Annotated in this window: 8 protein-coding genes; 3 read left to right on the forward strand and 5 right to left on the reverse strand. The window is 71.3% G+C overall.

Annotated elements, in window-relative coordinates; all coding sequences use genetic code 11:
• Positions 1 to 121: 121 nt before the first annotated feature.
• Positions 122 to 13,774: an SDR family NAD(P)-dependent oxidoreductase gene (locus OG254_RS37855; RefSeq protein WP_405591121.1), complete on the reverse strand. Its 13,653-nt coding sequence runs from the start codon at positions 13,772 to 13,774 to the stop codon at positions 122 to 124.
• 226 nt (positions 13,775 to 14,000) lie between these two features.
• Here OG254_RS37855 and OG254_RS37860 point away from each other — a divergent pair, with 226 nt between their 5' ends.
• A complete protein-coding gene (locus tag OG254_RS37860; protein WP_405591124.1) occupies positions 14,001 to 14,408 on the forward strand; it encodes a YybH family protein in 408 nt (135 codons plus the stop codon).
• Positions 14,409 to 14,630: 222 nt separating this feature from the next.
• Here OG254_RS37860 and OG254_RS37865 read toward each other — a convergent pair whose 3' ends face one another.
• Together OG254_RS37865 and OG254_RS37870 are read right to left on the reverse strand one after the other, a co-directional pair.
• Complete coding sequence (locus OG254_RS37865; RefSeq protein WP_405591126.1) at positions 14,631 to 15,044, reverse strand: YybH family protein; 414 nt, start codon at positions 15,042 to 15,044, stop codon at positions 14,631 to 14,633.
• Positions 15,045 to 15,120: 76 nt separating this feature from the next.
• Positions 15,121 to 15,669: a flavin reductase family protein gene (locus OG254_RS37870; protein WP_222723914.1), complete on the reverse strand. Its 549-nt coding sequence runs from the start codon at positions 15,667 to 15,669 to the stop codon at positions 15,121 to 15,123.
• 178 nt (positions 15,670 to 15,847) lie between these two features.
• Here OG254_RS37870 and OG254_RS37875 point away from each other — a divergent pair, with 178 nt between their 5' ends.
• Positions 15,848 to 17,452 (forward strand): aspartate aminotransferase family protein, encoded by a 1,605-nt coding sequence (locus OG254_RS37875; RefSeq protein WP_405591129.1) that lies wholly within the window; start codon positions 15,848 to 15,850, stop codon positions 17,450 to 17,452.
• Between the two features lie 305 nt (positions 17,453 to 17,757).
• Here OG254_RS37875 and OG254_RS37880 read toward each other — a convergent pair whose 3' ends face one another.
• Entirely contained in the window at positions 17,758 to 18,639 is an 882-nt protein-coding gene (locus OG254_RS37880) for an NAD(P)-binding domain-containing protein (RefSeq protein WP_351201452.1), read from the reverse strand.
• A 55-nt stretch (positions 18,640 to 18,694) separates the two neighbouring features.
• Positions 18,695 to 19,873 carry an acyl-CoA dehydrogenase family protein gene (locus OG254_RS37885; protein ID WP_405591132.1) on the reverse strand — a complete coding sequence of 393 codons (1,179 nt, stop codon included), beginning with the start codon at positions 19,871 to 19,873 and terminating at the stop codon, positions 18,695 to 18,697.
• Between the two features lie 452 nt (positions 19,874 to 20,325).
• Here OG254_RS37885 and OG254_RS37890 point away from each other — a divergent pair, with 452 nt between their 5' ends.
• A complete protein-coding gene (locus tag OG254_RS37890) occupies positions 20,326 to 21,753 on the forward strand; it encodes a flavin monoamine oxidase family protein (protein WP_405591135.1) in 1,428 nt (475 codons plus the stop codon).
• The last annotated feature ends 612 nt before the right edge of the window (positions 21,754 to 22,365 follow it).

Here is a 22,365-nt window from a genome sequence, read left to right on the forward strand (position 1 = left end):
TCGTACGGTGAAGAAAAGCTCGTACGGTGAGAAAAGTTGGTGGTGTCGACGCGGCGCCGCGCGCCCGTTCGCCTCCCCGGAGCGGGCCCTTCGGCGGCTCCGGGGAGGCGAGTTCCGCAGCTCAGTCCAGTTCGTCGATCAGCGCGAACAGCTCCGCGTCGCTCGCGGCGTCCAGATCGCTGTCGTCCGGCTCCGCGTCGTCCGGCGTCCTGCCGCTCGCCTCGTCCGCCACGACCAGCAGTTCTCGCAACTGCTCGGCGAGACTCTCGTAACCGGCCGGATCGGCGGCGGCCGACCTGATGACCGCCTTCAGACGGCCCAGCTCCTTGACGACCGTGTCGGCCAGCGACACCTTCTCCACTTTGATCTGCTCCCGCAGATACAGCGCGAGGGCGGTGGGGTTGGGGTGGTCGAAGACGAGGGTGGTGGGGAGTCGTAGGCCGGTGGTGTTGTTGAGCTGGTTGCGGAGTTCGACGGCGGTGAGGGAGTCGAATCCGAGGTCTTGGAAGGCGCGTTCGGCGCCGATGGTGGTGGGGTCGGAGTGGCCGAGGACGGCGGCGACTTGGGCGCGGACGAGATCGATCAGCGCCTGCGCCCGCTCTGCTTCGGACAGTTCCCCGAGGCGCTGCGCCAGCGAGGGGCCGGTGTTCTGGCCGGACGCCGAGGCCGCCGAGCGGCGACGGGCGGGCGGGGCGAGGCCCCGTAGCAGCGGTGATACGGAGTCGCCCGCGTCTCGCAGGGTTGTGGGGTTGAGGTGGGTGGCGGCGAGGAGGGGGGTGGTGGTGTGGGTGGCGGTGTCGAAGAGGGTGAGGGCTTGGGGGGTGGTGAGGGGGAGGAGGCCGAGGCGTTTGATGCGGTGGAGGTCGGTGTCGTGGAGTTCGCTGCTGATGGTGCTGGTTTGTTGCCAGAGGCCCCAGGCGAGGGAGGTGGCGGGGAGGTTGTGTGCGGTGCGGTGGTGGGCGAGGGCGTCGAGGTAGGTGTTGGCGGCGGCGTAGTTGGCTTGGCCGGCGTTGCCGATGAGTCCGGCGATGGAGGAGTAGAGGACGAAGGCGGTGAGGGGGAGGTGTTGGGTGAGTTCGTGGAGGTGGTGGGCGGCGTCGATTTTGGGTTTGAGGACGGTGTCGAGTTGTTGGGGGGTGAGGTCGGTGGTGATGGTGTCGTCGAGGACGCCGGCGGTGTGGATGACGGCGGTGAGGGGGTGTTCGGTGGGGATGGTGTCGAGGAGGTGGGCGAGGGCTTTTTTGTTGGTGACGTCGCAGGCGGCGATGGTGATGTTGGCGCCGAGTTGGGTGAGTTCGGTGGTGAGTTGGGTGGCGCCGGGTGCTTGGGTGCCGCTGCGTGAGATGAGGAGGAGGTGTTTGGCGTTGTGGTGGGTGACGAGGTGGCGGGCGAGGAGGGTGCCGAGGGTGCCGGTGGCGCCGGTGATGAGGGTGGTGCCTTGGTCCCAGCGCGGCTGAGCAGTCTCCGTGGTGGGGGTGTGGGGGGTGAGGTGGGGGGTGTGGAGTGTGTTGTTGCGGAGGGCGAGTTGGGGTTCGCGGGTGGCGAGGAGGGTGGCGGGGTCGACGACCGTGTGGGGGGTGTCGGTGAGGATGATGCGGCCGGGGTTTTCGGTTTGGGCGGTGCGGATGAGTCCGGTGACGGGGGCGGCGGAGAGGTCGGTGATGTCTTCGTTGCCGACGGCTATGGCGCCGTGGGTGACGACGATCAGGGTGGTGTCCTGTTTGGTGTCGTCGGTGAGGAATTGCTGGACGGCGTGGAGGGTGTCGCGGGTGACTTCGCGTGGGGTGCGGTCGCCGGAGACGATGTCCAGGACCTCGCTCGCACCGCCGGCATGGGCATCCGGTACGGGTGTGGGAATGGGTTTCCACTGGACGGCGTAGAGGCCGTCGGCGGTGGCGGTGGCGGCGCGGAGGGCGTCCTTCGACAGCGGACGCAGTGAGAGGGACTCCACCGTCGCGACCGGCGCACCCCCCGCATCCGCCACCGTCAGCGAGGCCTCCAGCGTCTCAGCCCCCTGATCGGCGACCGTGAGCCGGACGCGCAGCGCGCCCGCGCCCACCGCGTGGACCGTGACCCCCGACCAGGCGAACGGAAGCCGGGGCTGACCCGCCTCGGTCACCACTCCGGGCAGCAGGGTGTGCAGGGCGGCGTCGAGCAGAGCGGGGTGGAGCAGATAGCGTCCGGCGTCGGCGTTCGGGCCGTCGGGCAGCACGACCTCGGCGAACATCTCACCGTCACCCAGCCAGGCCCGCTTCAGGCCGCGGAATGCCGGTCCGTAGGCGAAGCCGAGCTTGTCCAGGCGCTCGTAGGCGCCGTCCAGGGACACTTCCTGCGCACCGGCAGGAGGCCACACGGTCAGCGATTCACCGTCTGCCGCCTCGGCAGGGGCGAGCGTGCCCCGCGCGTTCAGCGTCCACGCTGCCTCACCGGCCTGTAGGGCCTGCAGGGCCTGCTCGGGCCGGGAGTAGACCTCGACCGTGCGACGGCCGCCGTCCTCGGGCTCTGCGACGACCACCTGAAGCTGCACACCACCACGCTCCGGCAACACCAGCGGAGCGGACAGCAGGAGTTCGGCGAGCAGGCCGGCGCCGACCTCCTCACCGGCGCGCACGGCCAGCTCGACGAGGGCCGTACCCGGCATCAGGACGGTGCCGTTGACGGCGTGCTCGGCCAGCCAGCCGTGCGTGCGCAGCGACACCGACCCGGTGAACACATGGGAGTCCCGGTCGGCCAGGCCCACCGCCGCGCCGAGCAGCGGGTGCAGGGCCGGACTCAGTCCGAGGCCCGTCGCGTCGAGCGGGGTGTCGGGGCCGTCCAGCCAGTACCGCTCGTGCTGGAAGGCGTACGTCGGCAGCTCGACGCCGCGGGCACCGGGAAAGACCCTGGTCCAGTCGGGGTTGGCACCGCGCAGCCGCAGCAGGGCCAGCGACGCCGCGACGGTCTCCCCCTCGGACCGGCCGCGCCGCAGCGCCGGCACGAGAACGCCGGCCGGCTCCGACAGGCAGGCCCCGGCGAGCGCCGTCAGCACCCCGTCCGGCCCCAGCTCCAGGAAGTCGGAGACGCCCTCGGACTCCAGGTACCGCACCCCGTCGTGGAACCGGACGGTGCCGCGGATGTGCCGGACCCAGTAGTCGGCGGAGGTGAGTTCCTCGTCGGTGGCGAGGACACCGGTGACGTTCGAGACGATGGGGATCGCGGGAGCCTTGAGGTGCAGCTCCGACACGATGTCCCGGAACTCGTCGAGGATCTCCTCCATGTGCGGGGAGTGGAAGGCGTGCGAGACGGCCAGCCGCTTCACCGGCGTGCCCTGCGCCCGCCAGAACTCCATGATCTCCTCGACGGCGTCCTCGTCACCGGAGATCACCGTGGCGCGCGGCCCGTTGACGCCCGCGACGGCCACGCGCCGCTCGCCGTAAGGGAGCAGGGACTCGCGTACGTCGTCCTCCGCGGCCTGGATCGACGCCATCGCGCCGCCCTCGCGGGCCGCCTGCATGAGGCGTCCGCGCTCGGCGACCAGGACGCATGCCTCGGCGAGGTCGAGGACCCCGGCCACGTGCGCCGCGGTGACCTCGCCGAGGGAGTGGCCGAGCAGATAGTCCGGACGTACTCCGTAGTGGGCGAAGAGCCGGAACAGGGCGACCTCGACCGCGAACAGCGCGGCCTGGGTGAACGCCGTCTGGTCGATCAGCGCGGCGTCGGCGGAGCTTTCCGGTGCGAACAGCACCCACTTGACGGGACGCACCAGCAGCGGGTCCAGGTGCGCACACACCTCGTCCAGCGCCGCACGGAACACGGCGCTGCTCTCGTACAGTTCGCGCCCCATGCCGAGCCGCTGCGCGCCCTGGCCGGTGAGCAGGAAGGCGATCCTGCCGGTCCGTGCGGTGGGGGTGCCGACGACCGAAGCGACCTTCTCGCCGTCGGCCGAACCGGCCAGCGCGGCCAGATTCTTGAGCAGGTCCGCACGGCTCTCGCCCAGGACGACGGCGCCCTGGTCGAGCAGCGCCCGACCGGTGGCCAGCGAGTAGGCGACGTCGGCCGCCGCCAGGTCCGGCCTCGACTCGACGAACCGGTGGAGCCGTTCGGCCTGGTCGCGCACCGCCTTCTCGTCCTTGCCGGTGACGATCCACGGCAGCGCGCCGGAGGGGGCGTCCGGCCGGGCGGCGGGCTCGGGCGAGGCCGGTGGTTCCTCGATCAGGACGTGGGCGTTGGTGCCGCTGATGCCGAAGGACGAGACGCCCGCCCGGCGTGGCCGTCCCTCGGTCTCGGGCCACTCCCGGGCCTCGGTCAGCAGGGACAACGCCCCTGTCTCCCAGTCGATGTGGCTCGACGGGTTGTCGGCGTGGAGGCTCTTGGGCAGGACGCCGTGGCGCATGGCCTCGATCATCTTGATGACGCCGCCGACGCCGGCCGCGGCTTGTGAGTGGCCGATGTTGGACTTCAGGGAGCCGAGGTGAAGGGGGGTGTCGGCGGGGCGGTCCTGGCCGTAGGTGGCGAGGAGTGCCTGTGCCTCGATGGGGTCGCCGAGGCGCGTACCGGTGCCGTGCGCCTCGACTGCGTCCACGTCGGCGGCGTCGAGCCCGGCGTTCGCCAGGGCGGCACGGATCACCCGCTCCTGCGACGGCCCGTTCGGGGCGGTGAGTCCATTGCTGGCGCCGTCTTGGTTGACGGCGGTGCCGCGGACGACGGCGAGGATGCGGTGGCCGTTCTTGCGGGCGTCCGAGAGTCGCTCGACGAGGAGCAGTCCGACACCTTCGGACCAGCCGGTGCCGTCCGCGTCGTCGGAGAACGACCTGCAGCGACCGTCCACCGACAGACCGCGCTGCCGCGAGAACTCCACGAACGTGTGCGGGCTGTTCATGACGGTGACGCCGCCGGCGAGGGCGAGATCGCACTCGCCGTTGCGCAGGGCGCTCGCGGCCATGTGCATCGCGACCAGCGACGACGAGCAGGCCGTGTCGACCGTGATCGCCGGGCCCTCCAGACCGTACGTGTACGACAGGCGGCCGGACAGCACGCTGGAGAGGTTGCCGGCGAGCAGGAAGCCCTCGAACTCCTCCGGCGTGGCTTCCAGACGCGACGCGTAGTCGTCGTACATGGCGCCGGTGAACACGCCCGTATTGCTGCCGCGCAGGGTGGCCGGGTCGATGCCCGCGCTCTCCATCGCCTCCCATGCGGTTTCCAGCAGGAGGCGCTGCTGTGGGTCGGTGGCGGTGGCTTCGCGCGGGGACATGCCGAAGAACTCGGGGTCGAAGAGGTCGGCTTCGTGGAGGAAGCCGCCGTGGCGGGTGTAGGAGGTGCCGGTGTGGTCGGGGTCCGGGTCGTAGAGGTTCTCCAGGTCCCAGCCCCGGTTGGAGGGGAACTGGCTGATGGCGTCCGTGCCGCTCGCCACGAGCTGCCACAGGTCCTCCGGAGACGACACCCCGCCCGGATAGCGGCACGCCATGCCCACGATCGCGATCGGCTCGTCGACGCGCGCGGCGGCGCGGCCGGGGCCGGTCTTCGATGCCTCGGCCGGTGCCACCTTGGTCAGCAGGTAGGCGGCGAGCGCCGCCGGAGTCGGGTGGTCGAAGACCGCCGTGCTGGGCAGCCGCAGACCGGTGGCCGCCGAGAGCCGGTTGCGCAGGTCCACGCCGGCCATGGAGTCGAAGCCGATGTCCTTGAAGGCGCGGTCCGGGTCCACGGCGCCGGCACCGGAGTGACCGAGCACCGAGGCGACCGTCGTACGCACCAGGGCCAGGACCGCGTCGCGGCGCCGGGCCTCGGGCAGCCGGGCGGTCTGCCCCGCCCAGCCGGACCCGCCGCCGGCCGGGCCGGTCTGCGCGGCGCGGCGCGGGCGCGTGCGCACCAGGCCGCGGTAGAGCGCCGGGACCGGCCCGGCACCGGCCGCCGCACGGCCCGTGTCCAGTGCCACCGGCGCCAGCAGCGGCTCGCCGGCCGCCAGCGCCCGGTCGAACAGGGCCAGGCCCTGCCGCGGGGTGAGGGGCGTCATGCCGAGCCGCGCCCAGCGGGCGATGTCCGCCTCGGTGAGGGTCGCGCCCATGCCGGCCGAGCCGTCCCACAGTCCCCACGCCAGCGAAGTGGCGGGCAGGCCGTGGGCGGAGCGGTGCTGGGCGAGCCCGTCCAGGAAGGTGTTGGCCGCCGCGTAGTTGGCCTGGCCCGCGGTGCCGGTGAGACCGGACACCGAGGAGAACAGCACGAAGGCCGTCAGGTCCATCTCGCGGGTCAGCTCGTGCAGGTGCCGTGCGGCGTCCGCCTTCGGCCGCAGTACGGCGTCCAGCTGTGCCTCCGTCAGCGACTGCACGGTCGCGTCGTCCAGAACGCCGGCGGCGTGCACCACCGCGGTGAGCGGGTGCGCTGCGGGGACCGAGGCGATGAGATCCGCTACGGCGTCCCGGTCGCCGACGTCGGCTGCGGCCACCGTCACCTGCGCGCCGAGCCCTTCGAGTTCCGCGCTCAGCTCGGCGGCGCCGGGTGCGCCGAGGCCCCGGCGGCCGGCCAGCAGCAGGTGGCGTACCCCGTGCTCGGCCACCAGATGGCGGGCGAACAACGCGCCGAGACCGCCCGTGCCACCGGTGATGAGGACAGTGCCGTCGGTGTCGAGGCGGCGCTCGGGCGCCCCGCCGACGTGCGCGGCGCGGGCGAGCCGGGGCACGAGCAGCCGGCCGTCGCGCACGGCGATCTGCGGTTCGTCGACGGCTGTCGCGGCGGACAGCAGGGCCCCGGCCACGGCGTCCTCCGCGCCGCCGAAGTCGGCGTCGTCGACGTCGATCAGCAGCATCCGGTCCGGGTGCTCGGACTGGGCCGAGCGGACCAGCCCCCAGACCGACGAGCCGGCGAGGTCCACGTCGTCGCCGGCGCGCGCCGCGACGGCCCGCCGCGTCACCACGGCCAGCCGGGAACCGGCGAACCGCTCCTCGGCCAGCCACTCGCGCACCAGGCGCAGCACCCGCCGGGCGGCCGGCGCCGGGGCACCCTCGCCGTCCGTGTCGCCCGGCACCCGCACGACCACGACGTCGTCCGCCGGTACGGAGTCGAACGAGTCATGAGCCTCGGACCAGGTCGGGACGGCGCCCGCCGCGGCCGGCGGCAGCTCCGTCCACTCCACGGTGAACAGCGAGCCCTCGGCCTCGCCCGTCGTCGCCGCCGCGAGGCGGTCCTTGGGCACCGGGCGCAAGGCCAGTTCCAGGGCGGCCACGGGAGAGCCGGTCGGGTCGGCGACGGTGATGGCGGCCCGACCGGAACCGGTGGGTGAGATGCGCGCGCGGACCTCCGAGGCGCCCACGGCGTGCAGGGCGACGGCGTTCCAGCTGAACGGCAGCCGGATGTCCGCCGGATCGCTGTCGGCGCCCGCGTCCAGGACCAGCGGGTGCAGCACGGCGTCGAGCAGCGCGGGATGCAGCCGGAAGGTGTCCGCGGACTCGGCCTGCGTCTCGGGCAGGCGCACCTCCGCGAAGACCTCGTCACCGCGGCGCCAGACGCCGCGAAGGCCCTGGAACGCGGGACCGTACGTGTATCCCAGAGCGGCCAGCCGGTCGTGGACGCCGTCCAGGACGTCCTCCTCGGCACCGGCCGGGGGCCACACGGCGAGATCGTCGTCCACGGGCGGCACGGCGGCCGCGGGGGCCAGGACGCCCGTGGCGTGCCGGGTCCACGCCGGGGCGTGGTCGTCGCCGTCCGGGCGGGCGTGCAGGGTGAACTGCCGGTGTCCGTCCGCGTCCGGGGCGCCCACCGCCACCTGCACGCGGACGGCGTCCCGCTCCGGCAGCGGCAGCGGCGCCTCCATCATCAGCTCCGCCACCTGCGGGACGCCGACGTACTCGCCCGCCGCGACCGCGAGTTCGAGGAACAGCGTGCCCGGCGCGATGACCGTACCGGCGATGGTGTGGTCGGCCAGCCACGGCTGCCCGGAGCGCGAGATACGGCTGGTGAACAGCGCGTCCGCCCGCTCGGCGAACTCCACCGCCGTGCTCAGCAGCGGATGCCCGGCGGGGTCGAGGCCGAGGCTGCGGGCGTCGGTGCGCGGGGCGGCGTTGAGCCACAGGTGGGTGTGCTGGAAGGCGTAGACCGGCAGGTCGGTGCGGCGGGCGCCAGGGAAGAAGGACGCGACGTCGAGAGGAGCGCCCTGCGCGTACGCTGCGGCCACTCCGGCGGCGAAGGTCTGCGCCTCGGGGTGCCCGGCGCGCAGCAACGGCACGGCGGTGACCGACGGTTCGTCCTCCAGGGTGCGTCGGGCGAGGGCGGTGAGTACGGCGTCGGGGCCGATCTCGATGAGGACGCCGGCGCCCTGCTCTGTGAGTCGTTGGAGGGCGTCGGTGAAGCGGACGGTGCCGCGGATCTGTTGGGTCCAGTAGTGGGGTGAGGTGAGTTGTTCGGTGGTGGCGGGTTGGCCGGTGAGGGTGGAGATGAGGGGGATGCGGGGTGGGTGGTAGGTGACCGTGGCCGCGGTCTCCTGGAAGGCGTCGAGGATGCTGTCCATGTGGGAGGAGTGGAAGGCGTGGGAGACGGTGAGGCGGTGAGTGCGGCGGCCTGCCGTCTTCCACTGCTGGGCGATCTCTTCGACTTGGTCGGTGTCGCCGGAGATGACGACTGAGGTGGTGGCGTTGATGGCGGCGATGGACACGGACGTCTCGTGTCCGGCGAGGGAGGCGGTGATCTCGTCCTCGGTGCCTTCGATGGCGATCATGGCGCCGCCGGAGGGCGCGGACTGCATGAGCCGCCCGCGGGCCGCGACCAGCTTCGCTGCGTCTTCGAGGGAGAAGACCCCGGCGATGTGGGCGGCCGCCAGCTCGCCGATCGAGTGACCCGCGAGCAGGTCGGGCCGCGTGCCGTGGTGCGCCAGCAGGTGGGAGAGGGCCACCTCGACTGCGAACAGGGCGGGTTGGGTGTACTGGGTCCGGTCGATCAGTGCGGCGTCGGCTTCGTCCGCGAACAGGACGTCGCGCAGGGGCACGTCGAGCAGTCCGTCGAAGGCCGTGAAGACCTCGTCGAGGGCGTCGGCGAACACGGGGTGGGATGCGTACAGTTCGCGGCCCATGCCGATGCGCTGGGCGCCCTGGCCGGTGAACAGGAACGCGGTACGGCGTCCTGTCGCCGCCTCGCCGGTGATCACGTGCGCCGAGTCGGTCCCCTCGGCAAGGGCGTTCAGGCCCTGGATCAGGTCCTCGGTGCCGGAAGCGAGAACGACGGCGCGGTGCTCGAAGGCGGCGCGGGTCGTCGCCAGCGAGAAACCCAGGTCCGCGGGTGCGGCCTCGGTGTTCGTCGCGTACCCGGCAAGCCGCGCGGCCTGCGCGCGGAGCGCGCCCCGGTCGCGGGCCGAGAGCACGAATGGCGCGGCGCCGGCCGGAATGACTCCGTCCGGACCGGATGAGGCGTCGGTGGGCGCGGCCGCGGCCTGCGGGGCCTCCTCGACTATGACGTGGGCGTTGGTGCCGCTGATGCCGAAGGAGGAGACGCCCGCCCGGCGTGGCCGTCCCTCGGTCTCGGGCCAGTCGCGGGCCTCGGTCAGCAGCGCGACGGTGCCCTCGGACCAGTCGACATGGCTGCTCGGCCGGTCCGCGTGCAGCGTCCTGGGCAGCACACCGTGCCGCATCGCCTGGACCATCTTGATGATGCCGCCGACACCGGCCGCCGCCTGCGCGTGACCGATGTTGGACTTCAGCGAACCGAGGTGCAGGGGACGGTCGGCGTCGCGTCCCGAGCCGTAGGCGGCCTGGAGGGCCTCCGCCTCGATGGGGTCACCGAGGCGGGTGCCGGTGCCGTGTGCCTCGACGGCGTCCACGTCCGCCGCGCTCAGCCCGGAGTCGGCCAGCGCCTGCCGGATGACGCGCTGCTGCGACGGGCCGTTGGGCGCCGTCAGGCCGTTGCTGGCGCCGTCCTGGTTGACGGCGGAGCCGCGGATCACACCGAGGACCTGATGCCCGCCCCGCAATGCGTCGGACAGCCGCTCCACCAGGAGCAGGCCGACGCCCTCGGCCCAGCCGGTGCCGTCCGCGTCGTCGGAGAACGGCTTGCAGCGGCCGTCGGGTGCCAGACCGCGCTGGCGGGAGAACTCGACGAACATGCCCGGCGAGGACATGACGGTCACGCCGCCCGCGAGCGCGAGGTCGGTCTCGCCCGCACGCAGGGAGCGGACGGCCTGGTGCAGGGCTACCAGCGACGAGGAGCAGGCCGTGTCGACCGTGATGGCCGGGCCCACCAGACCGAGCTGGTAGGCGATCCGGCCGGACATCACGCTCGCGGTGGTGCCGGTCAGCACGCTGCCCTGGACCGCCTCGGGGGCGTCGTCCATGCGCGGCCCGTACTCCAGGCCGGTCGCGCCGACAAAGACACCGGTGCGGGTGCCGCGCAGCCGGGTGGGGTCGATGCCCGCGCGCTCGACGCTCTCCCATGCGGTCTCCAGGAGCAGGCGCTGCTGCGGGTCCATCGCCAGGGCCTCGCGGGGCGAGATCCCGAAGAACGCGGCGTCGAACCCGCCCGCGTCGTACAGGAATCCGCCGTGGCGCACCGCGCTGTGGCCGGGCCGGTCGGGATCGGGGTCGTACAGGTCCTGCGGCCAGCCGCGGTCCGACGGGAACTCGCCGATGGCGTCCTCGCCCGCGGCGACCAGGCGCCACAGGTCCTCCGGCGAGCTCACCCCGCCCGGGAACCGGCAGGCCATACCGACGATGGCGATGGCCTCGCCCTCGGCGAACGGGGCGGCCGCCACCTCGAACTGGGCGGTCGCGCCGAGCAGTTCGGACTTGAGGAACCCGGCGAGTTCGCGCGGGCTCGGGTGGTCGAAGAGCAGGCCCGCGGGGAGCTTCAGGCCGGTGGCCCGGGCGAGCGCGGCGCGCAGTTCGGTGGCCATCAGGGAGCTGAAGCCCAGCTCCCGGAACGGGGTGTGCTCAGGCACCCGCCGTCCCGGCTCGTACTCCAGGACCGCCGCGACATGGGCGTGGAGCAAGTCGTCGACGGCGCTTTCGCGTTCCGCCTCGCCGAGCGCGGCCAAGCGGCGGCCCAGCTCACCGCGCGGGGTCACCGTGGCGTCGGGCGCGGCCTCGGCGGCGGGCCCCGGCAGCGGCACGGCCGCCCTGCGCGCGGCGTCCAGCCAGAAGCGGGTGCGCTGGAAGGCGTACGTGGGCAGCTCGACGTGGCGCGCGGGCCGGTCGCCGTACAGCGCCGTCCAGTCGATCTCGGCGCCGCGGGCGAACGCGGTGGCCAGCGCGGTCAGCGCGGTCTGCGCCTCGGACCGGCCGGCGCGCAGCAGCGGTACGGCGGCGACCGCCTCGGCGTCCACGACGCATTCCTCGGTCAGCGCGGACAGCACACCCTCGGGGCCCAGCTCCAGGAAGGTGCTCACGCCGGCGCTTTCCAGGGCGCGGACGGCGTCCAGGAAACGCACCGGGCGGCGGACCTGCTCCACCCAGTAGTCGGGCGAGGAGAACTGACCGGCGGTGACGGGCTCGCCGGTGACGGTGGACACCACCGTGAGCACCGGCTCGGCGTAGTCGAGGGAGGCCGCGACCGCGCGGAACTCCTCCAGCATCGCGTCCATGTGCGGGGAGTGGAAGGCGTGCGAGACGGTCAGGCGCTTCGTCCGGTGCCCGGCGGCCCGCAGCGCGTCCGCGACCTCGGTGGCCGCGTCCGCGTCACCCGACAGCACCAGGGCGTTCGCCCCGTTGACCGCGGCGACGGCGAGCACGTCCTCGCGCCCCACGAGCAGCGGCAGCACCTCCGCCTCGGTGGCCTGTACGGCGATCATCGCGCCGCCGGTGGGCAGCGCCTGCATCAGCCGGGCGCGGGCGGCGACCAGCTTCGCGGCGTCGGCGAGGGAGAGCACACCCGCGACGTGGGCGGCGGCCAGCTCGCCTATGGAGTGGCCGGCGAGCCGGTCGGGACGCAGCCCCCAGCTCTGCAGGAGACGGAACAGGGCGACCTCGACCGCGAACAGCGCCGGCTGGGTGGCGCCCGTCTGGTGCAGCGCCTCGTCGTCCGCGACGATCTCGGCGAGCGGGCGCCCGAGCAGCGGGTCGAGATGGTCGGCGACCTCGTCGAAGGCGGCGGCGTAGGCGGGGAAGGTGTCGTACAACTCCTGGCCCATGCCGGTGCGCTGGGCGCCCTGACCGGTGAAGAGGAACGCCGGACCGCCCGGCCGTACTGTGCCGGAGACGACGGAGGCGGCGGGGAGCCCGTCGGCGACCGCGTCCAGACCGGCGAGCAGCGCCTCGCGGTCGTCCGCGACGACGACCGCCCGGTGGCCCAGGAAGGACCGCGTGGTGGCGAGCGCCCGTCCGACGTCCTGAGCCGGCCGCCCGGGGTGGTCCGCGAGGAAGGAGCGCAGCGTGGCGGCCTGGGCGCGCAGGGCGTCCTCGTCGTGGCCGGTGACGACCCACGGCGTCAGGGCGGGAGCCTGCGCGGGCGTCCCGTCGGTGGGTGCCGCCGGTGCTTCGCCGAGCACGACGTGGGCGTTGGTGCCGCCCATGCCGAAGGAACTGACGCCCGCGACCAGACGGCGGTCCTCGTCGGGCCACCCCGTCAGCTCACGCTGTACGGCCAGGCCCAGCGCGTCCAGGTCGATCCGCGGGTTCGGCGTCTCGAAGTTCAGGCTGGCCGGGAGCTGCCGGTGGTGCAGGCTCAGCAGCGTCTTGATGAGACCGGCGATGCCCGCGGCGCCTTCGAGGTGGCCGATGTTGGTCTTCACCGAGCCGACGTTCAGCGGGCCCCGGTCCGCGCGTCCGGTGCCGAGCGCGGCGCCGAGCGCGGCGGCCTCCAGCGGGTCGCCGACCGGCGTGCCGGTGCCGTGCAGTTCGACGTACTGCACCTCGTCCGGGGTGACCGCGGCGCGCTCGTACGCCTCGCGCAGCACGGCCTCCTGCGCCTGCGCGCTGGGCACGGTGAGCCCGTCCGTGGCGCCGTCGTTGTTGACTGCGCTGGAGAGGATGACGCCGTAGACGCGGTCCCCGTCGGCCTGCGCCCGGCTCAGTGGCTTCAGGAAGACCGCGCCGCCGCCCTCGCCGGGCACGAACCCGTTGGCCCGGGCGTCGAAGGTGTAGGTGGTCCCGTCGGGCGACAGCGCTCCGAAGCGGGACTCGGTGACGACGTTCTCGGCGAGCAGGTTCAGATTGACGCCGGCGACGAGGGCGCTGTCCGACTCACCGGCGCGCATGCTCTCGCAGGCCAGGTGGACGGCGACCAGGGAGGAGGACTGGGCGGAGTCCACGATCATGCTCGGGCCGTGCAGACCCAGGTGGTACGAGACGCGGCCCGCGATCACACCCCGGTTGACGCCCGTCATGGTGTGCTGCGTGACGGCCTCGGCACCGTGCTGGTACAGCAGGCTGGTGTAGTCGTCGCGCAGGGTGCCGACGATGACGGCGGTCCTGCTGCCGCGCAGGGTGGCCGGGACGACCCCGGCGTCCTCCAGCGCCTCCCAGGTCAGCTCCAGCACCAACCGCTGCTGCGGGTCCATCGCCACCGCCTCGCGCGGGGAGATGCCGAAGAACGGGGCGTCGAAGTCGGCGACGGCCTCCAGGAACCCGCCCCGGCCGGCGCCGAGTGAGCCGCCGTCCGGACCCCAACGTCCCTCCGGCACAGCGGTGATCGCGCTCTGGCCACGCGTGAGCATGTCCCAGAACGCGGCCGGACCGCCGGCCCCGGGGAGTCGGCACGACATGCCCACGACGGCGATCGGCTCGGCCCGGCTGCCGCTCGCACCGCGCCGCCCGGCGGTTTCTCCATGGATGTCGTGCTCGCTCGTCGTCACTTTCAGCTGCCCTTTCCCTGCTGCGTGGCGCATTGGTCAAAGACTTCGGTCCACGTATTCGGAGCCCGGACGGCTCTGCTGGACCCCTGTTCGACTCTAAGGAGGGCGGGTTTGCGAACACCCAACGCGTGATCACGGCACGGTAATCAGAGCGCTCTCATCGCAATGCCGGACGGGGTATTACTCCGCGATGAGTCGCCGGTTTCCGGCGTACGGATAGCTTTTCCGCGGTAGTTCACACGTACCGGAGGAGAGAAGAATGCCGAACGCTGCGGCCGTCGCACTTCCCAAGGAGCTCGAGGAGCACCTTGAAAGCTATGTTGCGGCCTTCAACTCGGGTGACGCGGGAAGCGTCGACTCCCACTACACGGACGCGGGCATCATCGTGTGGGAGAAGGGGAACCCGGTGAGCGGCAAGGAACGCGGGGCCGCCATCAAGGAGTTCCTCGACCTCACGCAGCCGCGCATCGAGACCGACGTCCGCGAGGCCTACGTCACCGGGGACACGGCCCTGCTGGTCGTGGACTGGACGATGGAGGTCAACGCGGAGGACGGCTCGGGCCGCGAGAACCTGCGAGGCATAGGCCTGGACGTGCTGCGCAAGCAGGCGAACGGCACGTGGCTGTACGCCATCGACGACCCCTTCGGCGAGGAGCCCCGCGACTGACCCGAGGGACGACCGCACGAGCCGGCCCACACCGGCACGGATGCCTCAGAGAGCCGTATGACCCGGAGTGCCCCGGGTCATACGGCTCTCTGCGTCAGGGGCACCCGGCGAACCCACCAGCCAACCCACGTCACCCCACCGACGAGGCCGGGCCACCCCCATTCGCGGGGGCGGCCCGGCCTCGTGGCGGCATTGGTTCGCCGCCGGTTACCGCGTGAGGACTCAGGCGGTGAGGTCGGCGACCGGGCGGTCGACCGCCATCATCCACTTGCCGTCCTCGAGACGCCGGATGACGTCCGTGCAGGTGCCCTTTATCTGGACCAGTTCGCCGTCCTCGCCGGGCAGACCCAGTTCGAAGTCCACGACGATCAGCGTGACGTCGTCGGCGGTGTAGGAGTGCTTGACGACGGACTTCAGGGTCGGGCCCTGCGCCAGCAGGTCGATGATGCCCTTGGTGCGGGCCTCACCGGTCAGCGGGCCGCCCGTCAGGTTGGAGATGGCGTCGGCGCGGTACAGGTTGTCGAAGGCGGCACCGTTGCCCGAGTTGAAGATCTTCAGGAAGACCTCGTTCTGGATTTCCGGGTCGTCGGTGAGTTCGAGGCTGAACAGGTCGACGTCGGTCGTCGAGGTGGTCATGGACTGCTCCTTCATTCTGGGTCGTCATGGACGACTGGTCTGGTGCGTCCGCGCGCCGACCGGGCGCGCGGAGTCTTCATGCGGCGCGTGGCACGCTGCCGAACTTCCCGTCGAAGAACGTCAGAGCCTGTTCGCCGTCGCCTCGCCGGCAGTCCAGCACCCTCCCGACGAAGATCGTGTGGTCGCCGGAGACATGCGCGTCGATCACATCGCACTCCAGCCAGGCGAGCGCGTCGGCCAGAAGCGGGGCGCCCGTGTGCGCGCCCGGCGTCCACTTGACGTCCTCGAACTGCGCGAGGCCGAGAGTGCGCTTCTTGTCCGCGAAATGACGGGCGAGCGGTTCTTGTCCGGCGCCCAGGATGTTCACGCCGAAATGCCCGCCCCCCGTCAATTCCTCGAACATGACCGCACTGTGAGCAATGCACACAAGGACGGTCGGCGGGGTGAGCGACACGGAACTGAAGGCGTTGGCGGTCATGGCGTGTATGTGCTCGCCACCTACCGTGAGCACGGTGACGCCGGTGGCGAACTGCGACATCACATCCCGCAGCGAAGCGGCTTCGACAGACGTGCGCAGCCCCGTCCGCGAGACTGTGGGATCAAGCTCTGCGGATGCAGGAGTCATTTCCCCTCTTTGGATTCGGGTTCGCTGGCCCCTACGCAACGAAGGGCTGGACAGAGAAGCTATCCGTTCAGCGCATTCCCGCGTTCAATCGCCAAGTAATCGAGGGTTCGTACGGTGCGAAATGCCCCGATGACCACGCCGTGACCACGCACTGGTGCGGGTTCGGCATGTTGGCTCCATGACCGATGTATCGCATCCCCACGCTGAAGAAACGCAGTTGGCCGAGCCGCACCTGGGTGCCGTACTGGCCTCCGCCGGCCTTGACGCGGAATATGTGCGGGCCGAGGGAAACTTGCTCTATCAGCGAGCCGAGGACGGCGGTGAGATCCCCGTCCTGGACTACGCGGGCGGATACGGCTCACTCCTCCTGGGCCACCACCACCCGACGCTCGTCGCGCACGCGAAGGAACTGCTCGACGCCGGTGTTCCGGTCCACTCGCAGTTCTCGCTGCACCCGGAGGCGGCCCGCCTGGCGCTCGCCCTGAGCCGGATCGTGCGGCGGGAGAGCGGCTACGACGAGCCGTACTTCGCCATCTTCGCCAACACCGGCGCCGAGGCCAACGAGGCCGCCCTCAAGCACGCCGAGATGGACCGCGTCATCCGGCTCGGCGCGCTGCTGGCCACCATCGACGACGGCATCACCGCGGTGCGCGAGGCCGTGCGGGACGGCTCGGCGACCATACCCGCCGAGGTCTTCGAGCGCGCCGGTCTTGAGGCCCGCGACTCCGGCGTGACCGCGCTGAACGAGCTCACCCATCACCTGGTCACCCGCAACGCGACCCAGGCCGGGCGCCCGCCGGTGCTCCTGACCCCCGAGGGCTCCTTCCACGGCAAGCTGGTCGGCACGGTCCAGCTCACGCACAACGAGGGCTACCGCAACCCGTTCAAGGCGCTGGCCGCGCAGGCCCGGTTCGTGCCGCTCGGCCAACCCGGCATGCTGCGGAAGATCGCCGACGAGGAGCGCGCCACGCTGTTCGGTCTCGAGGTGGCCGACGGCCTGGTCCGGCTGACCGAGCACGAGGCGCCCCTCATCTGTGCGTTCATCCTGGAGCCGATTCAGGGCGAGGGCGGTATCCGTGAGGTGCCGCGGGAGTTCGTCCAGGAGGTCCACGAGGTCTGTGCGGAGGTCGGCGCGCCGGTCATCGTGGACGAGATCCAGAGTGGAATGGGCCGTACCGGTGACTTCCTGGCCGGCACCCGCCTCGGGCTGCGCGGTGACTACTACACCCTCGCCAAGAGCCTGGGCGGCGGCCTCGCCAAGATCTCGGTGCTGCTGGTCCGTGGCTCGCGCTACCAGGGCCAGTTCGAGCTGATCCACAGCTCGACCTTCGCCAAGGACGGCTTCTCCAACCGCATTGCCCTGAAGGTCCTGGAGCTCCTGGAGGCGGACGGCGGCGCCGCGTACCGCAAGGCCGCCGAGCTGGGCGACCGGCTGCTGGCGATGCTGAGCTCGGTGCGCGACGACTACCCCGACGTCGTCAAGGACGTCCGCGGCCGGGGCCTGTTCCTCGGGCTGGAGTTCCACGACCAGTCCGCCGCGCCGGCCGCCCCGGTCGCCGAGGCCGCCCGGTCCGGTCTGTTCGGCTACCTGGTCGCGGGACACCTGCTGCGGGGCCACCGGCTCCGCACCTTCCCCACCGCGAGCGCGCCCAACACGCTGCGCTTCGAGCCGTCCATCCTGCTCACGGACGACGAGATCACCTGGCTGGAGACGGCCCTGCGGGACACCTGCGACATCATCCAGGGCGGCTATCGGCGGCCGCTGGAGCTGCCCGGCGCGTAGCACGCGAGCGCGAACAGGCCGGTGCCCGGGACGGGGAAGCCCGTCCCGGACACCGGCCTACGCGCACATCCGGCGGACCTGGGCGGATCCTTCGCCCGCCGTGCCCGCCCGTTCTCCGACCGCCGTTCTCCGAGACAGGCGTCCGCCGTGACGGACAGCGCGGTGCACGGGCGGGCACCCCTCAGTCCCCACCCGTGCACCCTGCCGCCGGACCGGCCCAGTACGGGGGGACGGGCCCGCCCGGCGGACAGCCGCCCGGGTGGGTGTGCGGTCGCACCCGGGCGGCCCGGTGGTGATGCCGGCGCTCAGCCCTGCTTGAAGGCCTCGACCAGGCTGGCCAGGCTGTGGGTGCCGTGGCCCTGCGCGACGCGACGCTCGATCAGCGCCTGGATCGACGCGGAGAAGTCGCTGTTGATACCCAGCTGCTTGCTCGTGGCGACCAGGTGCTCGATCGCGGCCTTGTTGACGGCGAGGCTGGAGACCTCGGTCTCGAAGCTGCTGGAGTCGATCTCCTGGGCGCTCGGCGGGATCGCCGGGGTGATGACGTGCTCGATCCAGGTCAGCGCGAACGGGGTGAACGCCTCCGCCGAGACACCGGCCGAGTTGACGAGCGCCACGGCGTGGAAGTAGCCCGCGAGGCTCGACCACAGCAGCGACAGCAGACCGAGGTCGTAGACCAGCGGAACGCCGGCGTCCGTGCCCAGGTACACATTGGTCCCGGCGAGCAGCTTCAGCAGCTCCTCGTGCTCACCGAACAGCTCCTGCGAACCGGCGTAGAAGATCAGGGCCTGGGGCAGGCCGATCATCTGCGGGACGGCCATGATGGCGCCGTCCAGGTAGCGCACGCCGTTCTGCTCCGCCCAGGCGGCGAAGGCGCGGGCGTCGTCGGGGGTACCCGAGGTGAGGTTGACGACGACCTTGCCCTTGAGCTCGGTGGCCGCGCCCTCCACGAGCTCGTTCAGCACCTCGTAGGTGGAGACGCACGCCACGACGACCGGGCTGGCCGCGATGGCCTCCTTGATGTCGGGCGCGAAGACGGCCCCCTGCTCGACCAGCGCGTCCGCCTTGCCGGCGGAACGGTTCCACACCGTGGTGGCGTTGCCGTTCTTCACGAAGGCGGCGGCCAGGGCGGCGCCCATCATGCCCAGACCGAGGACGGTCACCGGACCCTGGTTCGTGTTCGACATGTGACTTGCTCCTTATGGTTGTTCGTTGAATCAGCGCCCCCGCGGGGACGGCGTCTTAAAGGAAGAGGCTGTCGGGGTCGAGGCCGAGCAACGTGCGGCCGTGCACCTCAAGACCCATGTTCGGGGCCATCAGACCGTGCCGGGCCAGGCCCTGCAGGTCCCGGTAGAAGCGCTGGAAGTGCGCCTTGCGGGACAGGGCGCCGGCGCCGCTGATGGAGTGGAGCGCCTGGAGGGCCTCCTGGGTGAGCAGGATCGCGACGCCGGCCTTGCCGCGCACCTCCGCCTTCTCGTCCCAGGTCGGCTGCTCACCGGCGTCCGCGCGCTCCTGAAGGAGCGTCAGGTAGGTGTCGGCGAGCGCCTGGGCGGCCTCGATCTTGCCGTAGGCCAGCGCTATCTGAATCTGGGTCAGCGGGTGCTGCGCCTGGTCGGTCACGTTGCTGTACGCGAGCGGCTTGCCCTTGACCGTGGCGACGATCTCCTCGTACGCGGCGCGGGCCATGCCGATGTAGGCGGCGACGGACTCCGCGACGACGTAGCTGATCAGGCTGTAGTCACGGCCCTTGGAGCCGGTGACCGCGCCGCCGCCGGACGTGCCGAGCACGGCCTGCTCAAGGGTGACCACCCGGTGGGCGGGCACGAAGAGGTCCGTGGCACTGGACGTCGAGCTGCCGGTGGCGATGGCGGCCGACACGTGCCAGTCGTCGGCGATGGTCAGCTCGTCCACCGGCACCATGGCGTAGACCTCTTCGACGGTGCCGTCGGCGTGCTCCAGCTCCGCGGCGAGCAGGTCCCAGTGGGCCCCGCGGACACCGGAGTTGAAGCGCCAGGCGCCGCCCAGAACGTAGCCGCCCTCGGCGGGGACCATCTTCGCGGTCGGCGTGAACCCGCCGGAGATCCGGACCGAGCCGTCCTTGAAGATCTCCTCCTGGGCCTGGAGCGGGTAGAGGGTGGCCATCCAGGCACTGGAGATCCAGGCCACGGCGACCCAGCCGGTCGACCCGCAGCCCCGGGAGATCTCGGTGAGGATCTCCACCTGCTCCTTCAGCGAGAGGTCCAGGCCCCCGAAGCGCTTCGGCACGGCGACCCGGAATACACCGGCCTTCTCCAGGAGTTCGATGTTCTCCTCGACGATCCAGCGTTGGTCCTCGGACGCCGGACCGTTCGCACGCAGCGTCGGAACGATTTCCCGTACGGCTTTAAGAATGTTCTCGGCTTCGGTCGACCTGACGGCCATTCCAGCTCCTCGGTCAGTTCGGCATGAGTGAAAGGCATGGGGCGCAGGCCGACGATGTGTCATGTGGAAACGCATCGAACCATGGACACGGAACCCGGTTCAATTTCGCCACCCATTGCCATTTCGGGACTCGGAAAAGCTAGCCGACCACCGGCCACCTGCCAGCCACCATCGAGTAATCGCTTCCGGCCATCCACAGCCATGCACGGCAGGTTACCGAATATGCGGCCCAGGTTACCGGGAGGCGGTCTTCGGACGCCCACTGCCGGTTCACCGGAAGGTAATCGAGCTGTCTCGGCACGGTTTTGCGAGCTGAAACGGACGATTATCGGCCAGTGGGAGAAACCGCATCGTTTTCGGCCATGCCGCCATTAGGGTCGACCCGCATTCAGTTGTCCACGGCAGCACCTCATTCCTGGACGACCGGCAACTTCATGCACAAGGGGAGTGGAATGAAAGAGACATTCGTCGGAAGGGCGCATGCCTCGCGCCGCGCGATACTCAAGGCCGGAGCCGCCGCAGGTCTGGTGGGGGCAGCCGGAGTCGCCTCGGCCGGAACCGCGTTCGCGGAGGCGGGCCCGCGGAGCTACGACGTGATCGTCATCGGCGGTGGCTTCGCCGGTGTGACGGCCGCACGTGAGCTGAAGAAGAAGGGCAAGCGCGCCCTGATCCTGGAGGCCCGCAACCGCGTCGGCGGCCGGGCCTGGTCCAGCACCTTCTCGGGGGTGCCGGTCGAGTTCGGCGCCACCTGGATCCACCCCAGCCAGACCCTGATCTGGGGCGAGGTCCAGCGGCTGGGCATCGCCCGGGTCGACGACCCGAACCCCGAGTACACGGTGTTCGCCACCGAGTCCGGCGGCTACGCCCGGCAGGACCTGGCCTTCCTGGAGCACCAGGACGCCCTGCTGCGCAGGTTCGTCGAGGGCGCGGAGCAGTACATGCCGCGCGCCTACGACCCGTTCAACCGCGCGGACCTGCTGGCCGACGTCGACAAGCTGACCCTCGGCGACCGGGCGCGCCAGCTGCGCCTGACGACGCTGGAGCAGAACTGGGTGAGCGCCACCACCGGCGCCTACGGCGGCGGGTTCGAGCGCGGCTCGCTCACCCAGCTCGCCCGCTGGTGGGCACTGTGCGGCTACAACACCGAGACCTTCCACGGCATCAACGTCACCCGCCCCGTCGGCGGCTTGAGCGGTGTCATCACCAAGCTGCTCGCCGAGTCCGGCGTCCCGATCGTGTACAACGCGCCCGTCACGAAGGTCGCCGACAACGGCTCCCGCGTGCAGGTGACCGCCGGCGGCCAGGTGTACGACGCCGGGTCCGTGGTCGTGGCCGTGCCGGTCAACGTCTGGAACTCCATCAACTTCACCGCGGGCCTGCCGGCCGAGTTCGGGCGGCTGAGCACCGAGACCGTCGGGGTGCCGACGGCCAAGAAGATCCTCATCCAGGTCCAGGGCGACATCGGGCGCCCGCTGGTGAACGGCAAGAGCGGCGCGCCGCTCGACCTGGTCCTGGCGAACACCGACAAGTCGAGCCAGGGCACGGTGCTGGTCGCCTTCAGCGTCAACCCGAACCTGGACGCCAACAACCTGTCCCAGGTCCAGAGCGCCATCAGCGAGGTGCTCCCGGGCACCAAGGTGCTCTCCGTCAAGGGCCACGACTGGGGCAAGGACCCCTACGCCAAGGGCGCCTGGACCTTCATGCGGCCGGGCCAGCTTCTGCGGTCCCTGCGCGCGGTGCGCCAGCCGCACGGGCGCCTCGTCTTCGCGGGCAGCGACATCGCCACGGGATGGGCCGGTTACGTGGACGGCGCCATCGAGTCGGGCACCCAGGCCGCCGCTGTCGCCGCGGGCCTGAGCGGCTACGCGGCCGTCGCGTAAATCCGGTTCCCTGCAAGCCCTTTCCACCGCCCGCCGTCTGCAAGGCTCAGCCTTTGCCTGACGGCGGGCGCGGTCGTTTCCGCCCCGGTTGCGTTTCCTGGAATTCCGGCACCGTCACCAGCGTCGTTCTCTGGAGTTTCCGCGCCGGTTCATTCTTCTTTCTCTTATTCCAGGAACCGGTACGACTCAGGGAACAGAATGTACGTGCTCTGTAATGATTTCGCCCTAGCCGTCGGGAGCCTGGGTCGCCGATCATGGGAGGGTCGACGATTTCCCGCACGGCGTGATCAAGTATCGACACCCGTGCTCGGATGTTGCGGCTTTGGTCCGATATCATCCCGTTTTACCTGATGTGGGTGCAGTGACACGCGGCCTCACGGAGCGCGGCTCGGCCGGCGGTCCGGGCTGGTAGAACTGTCCCCGCCGCCTCGGACGTGCCTTGGGTCGTCCGGTATCCGGTTGAACGATGTGTTAATTCGGCATGGAAAGCGTTGCGGTATCGACGTAAACCGTTAGTAGCATTGGTTACGCTAATGACGTAGGGGGGGAACGTGCTCTGCGTCACACATCGAGCACTGCGGGGAACTATGTGGTTCAGGGTGTTGGGTCCAC

The organism is Streptomyces sp. NBC_01092 (assembly GCF_045039535.1).
Lineage (GTDB): Bacteria > Actinomycetota > Actinomycetes > Streptomycetales > Streptomycetaceae > Streptomyces.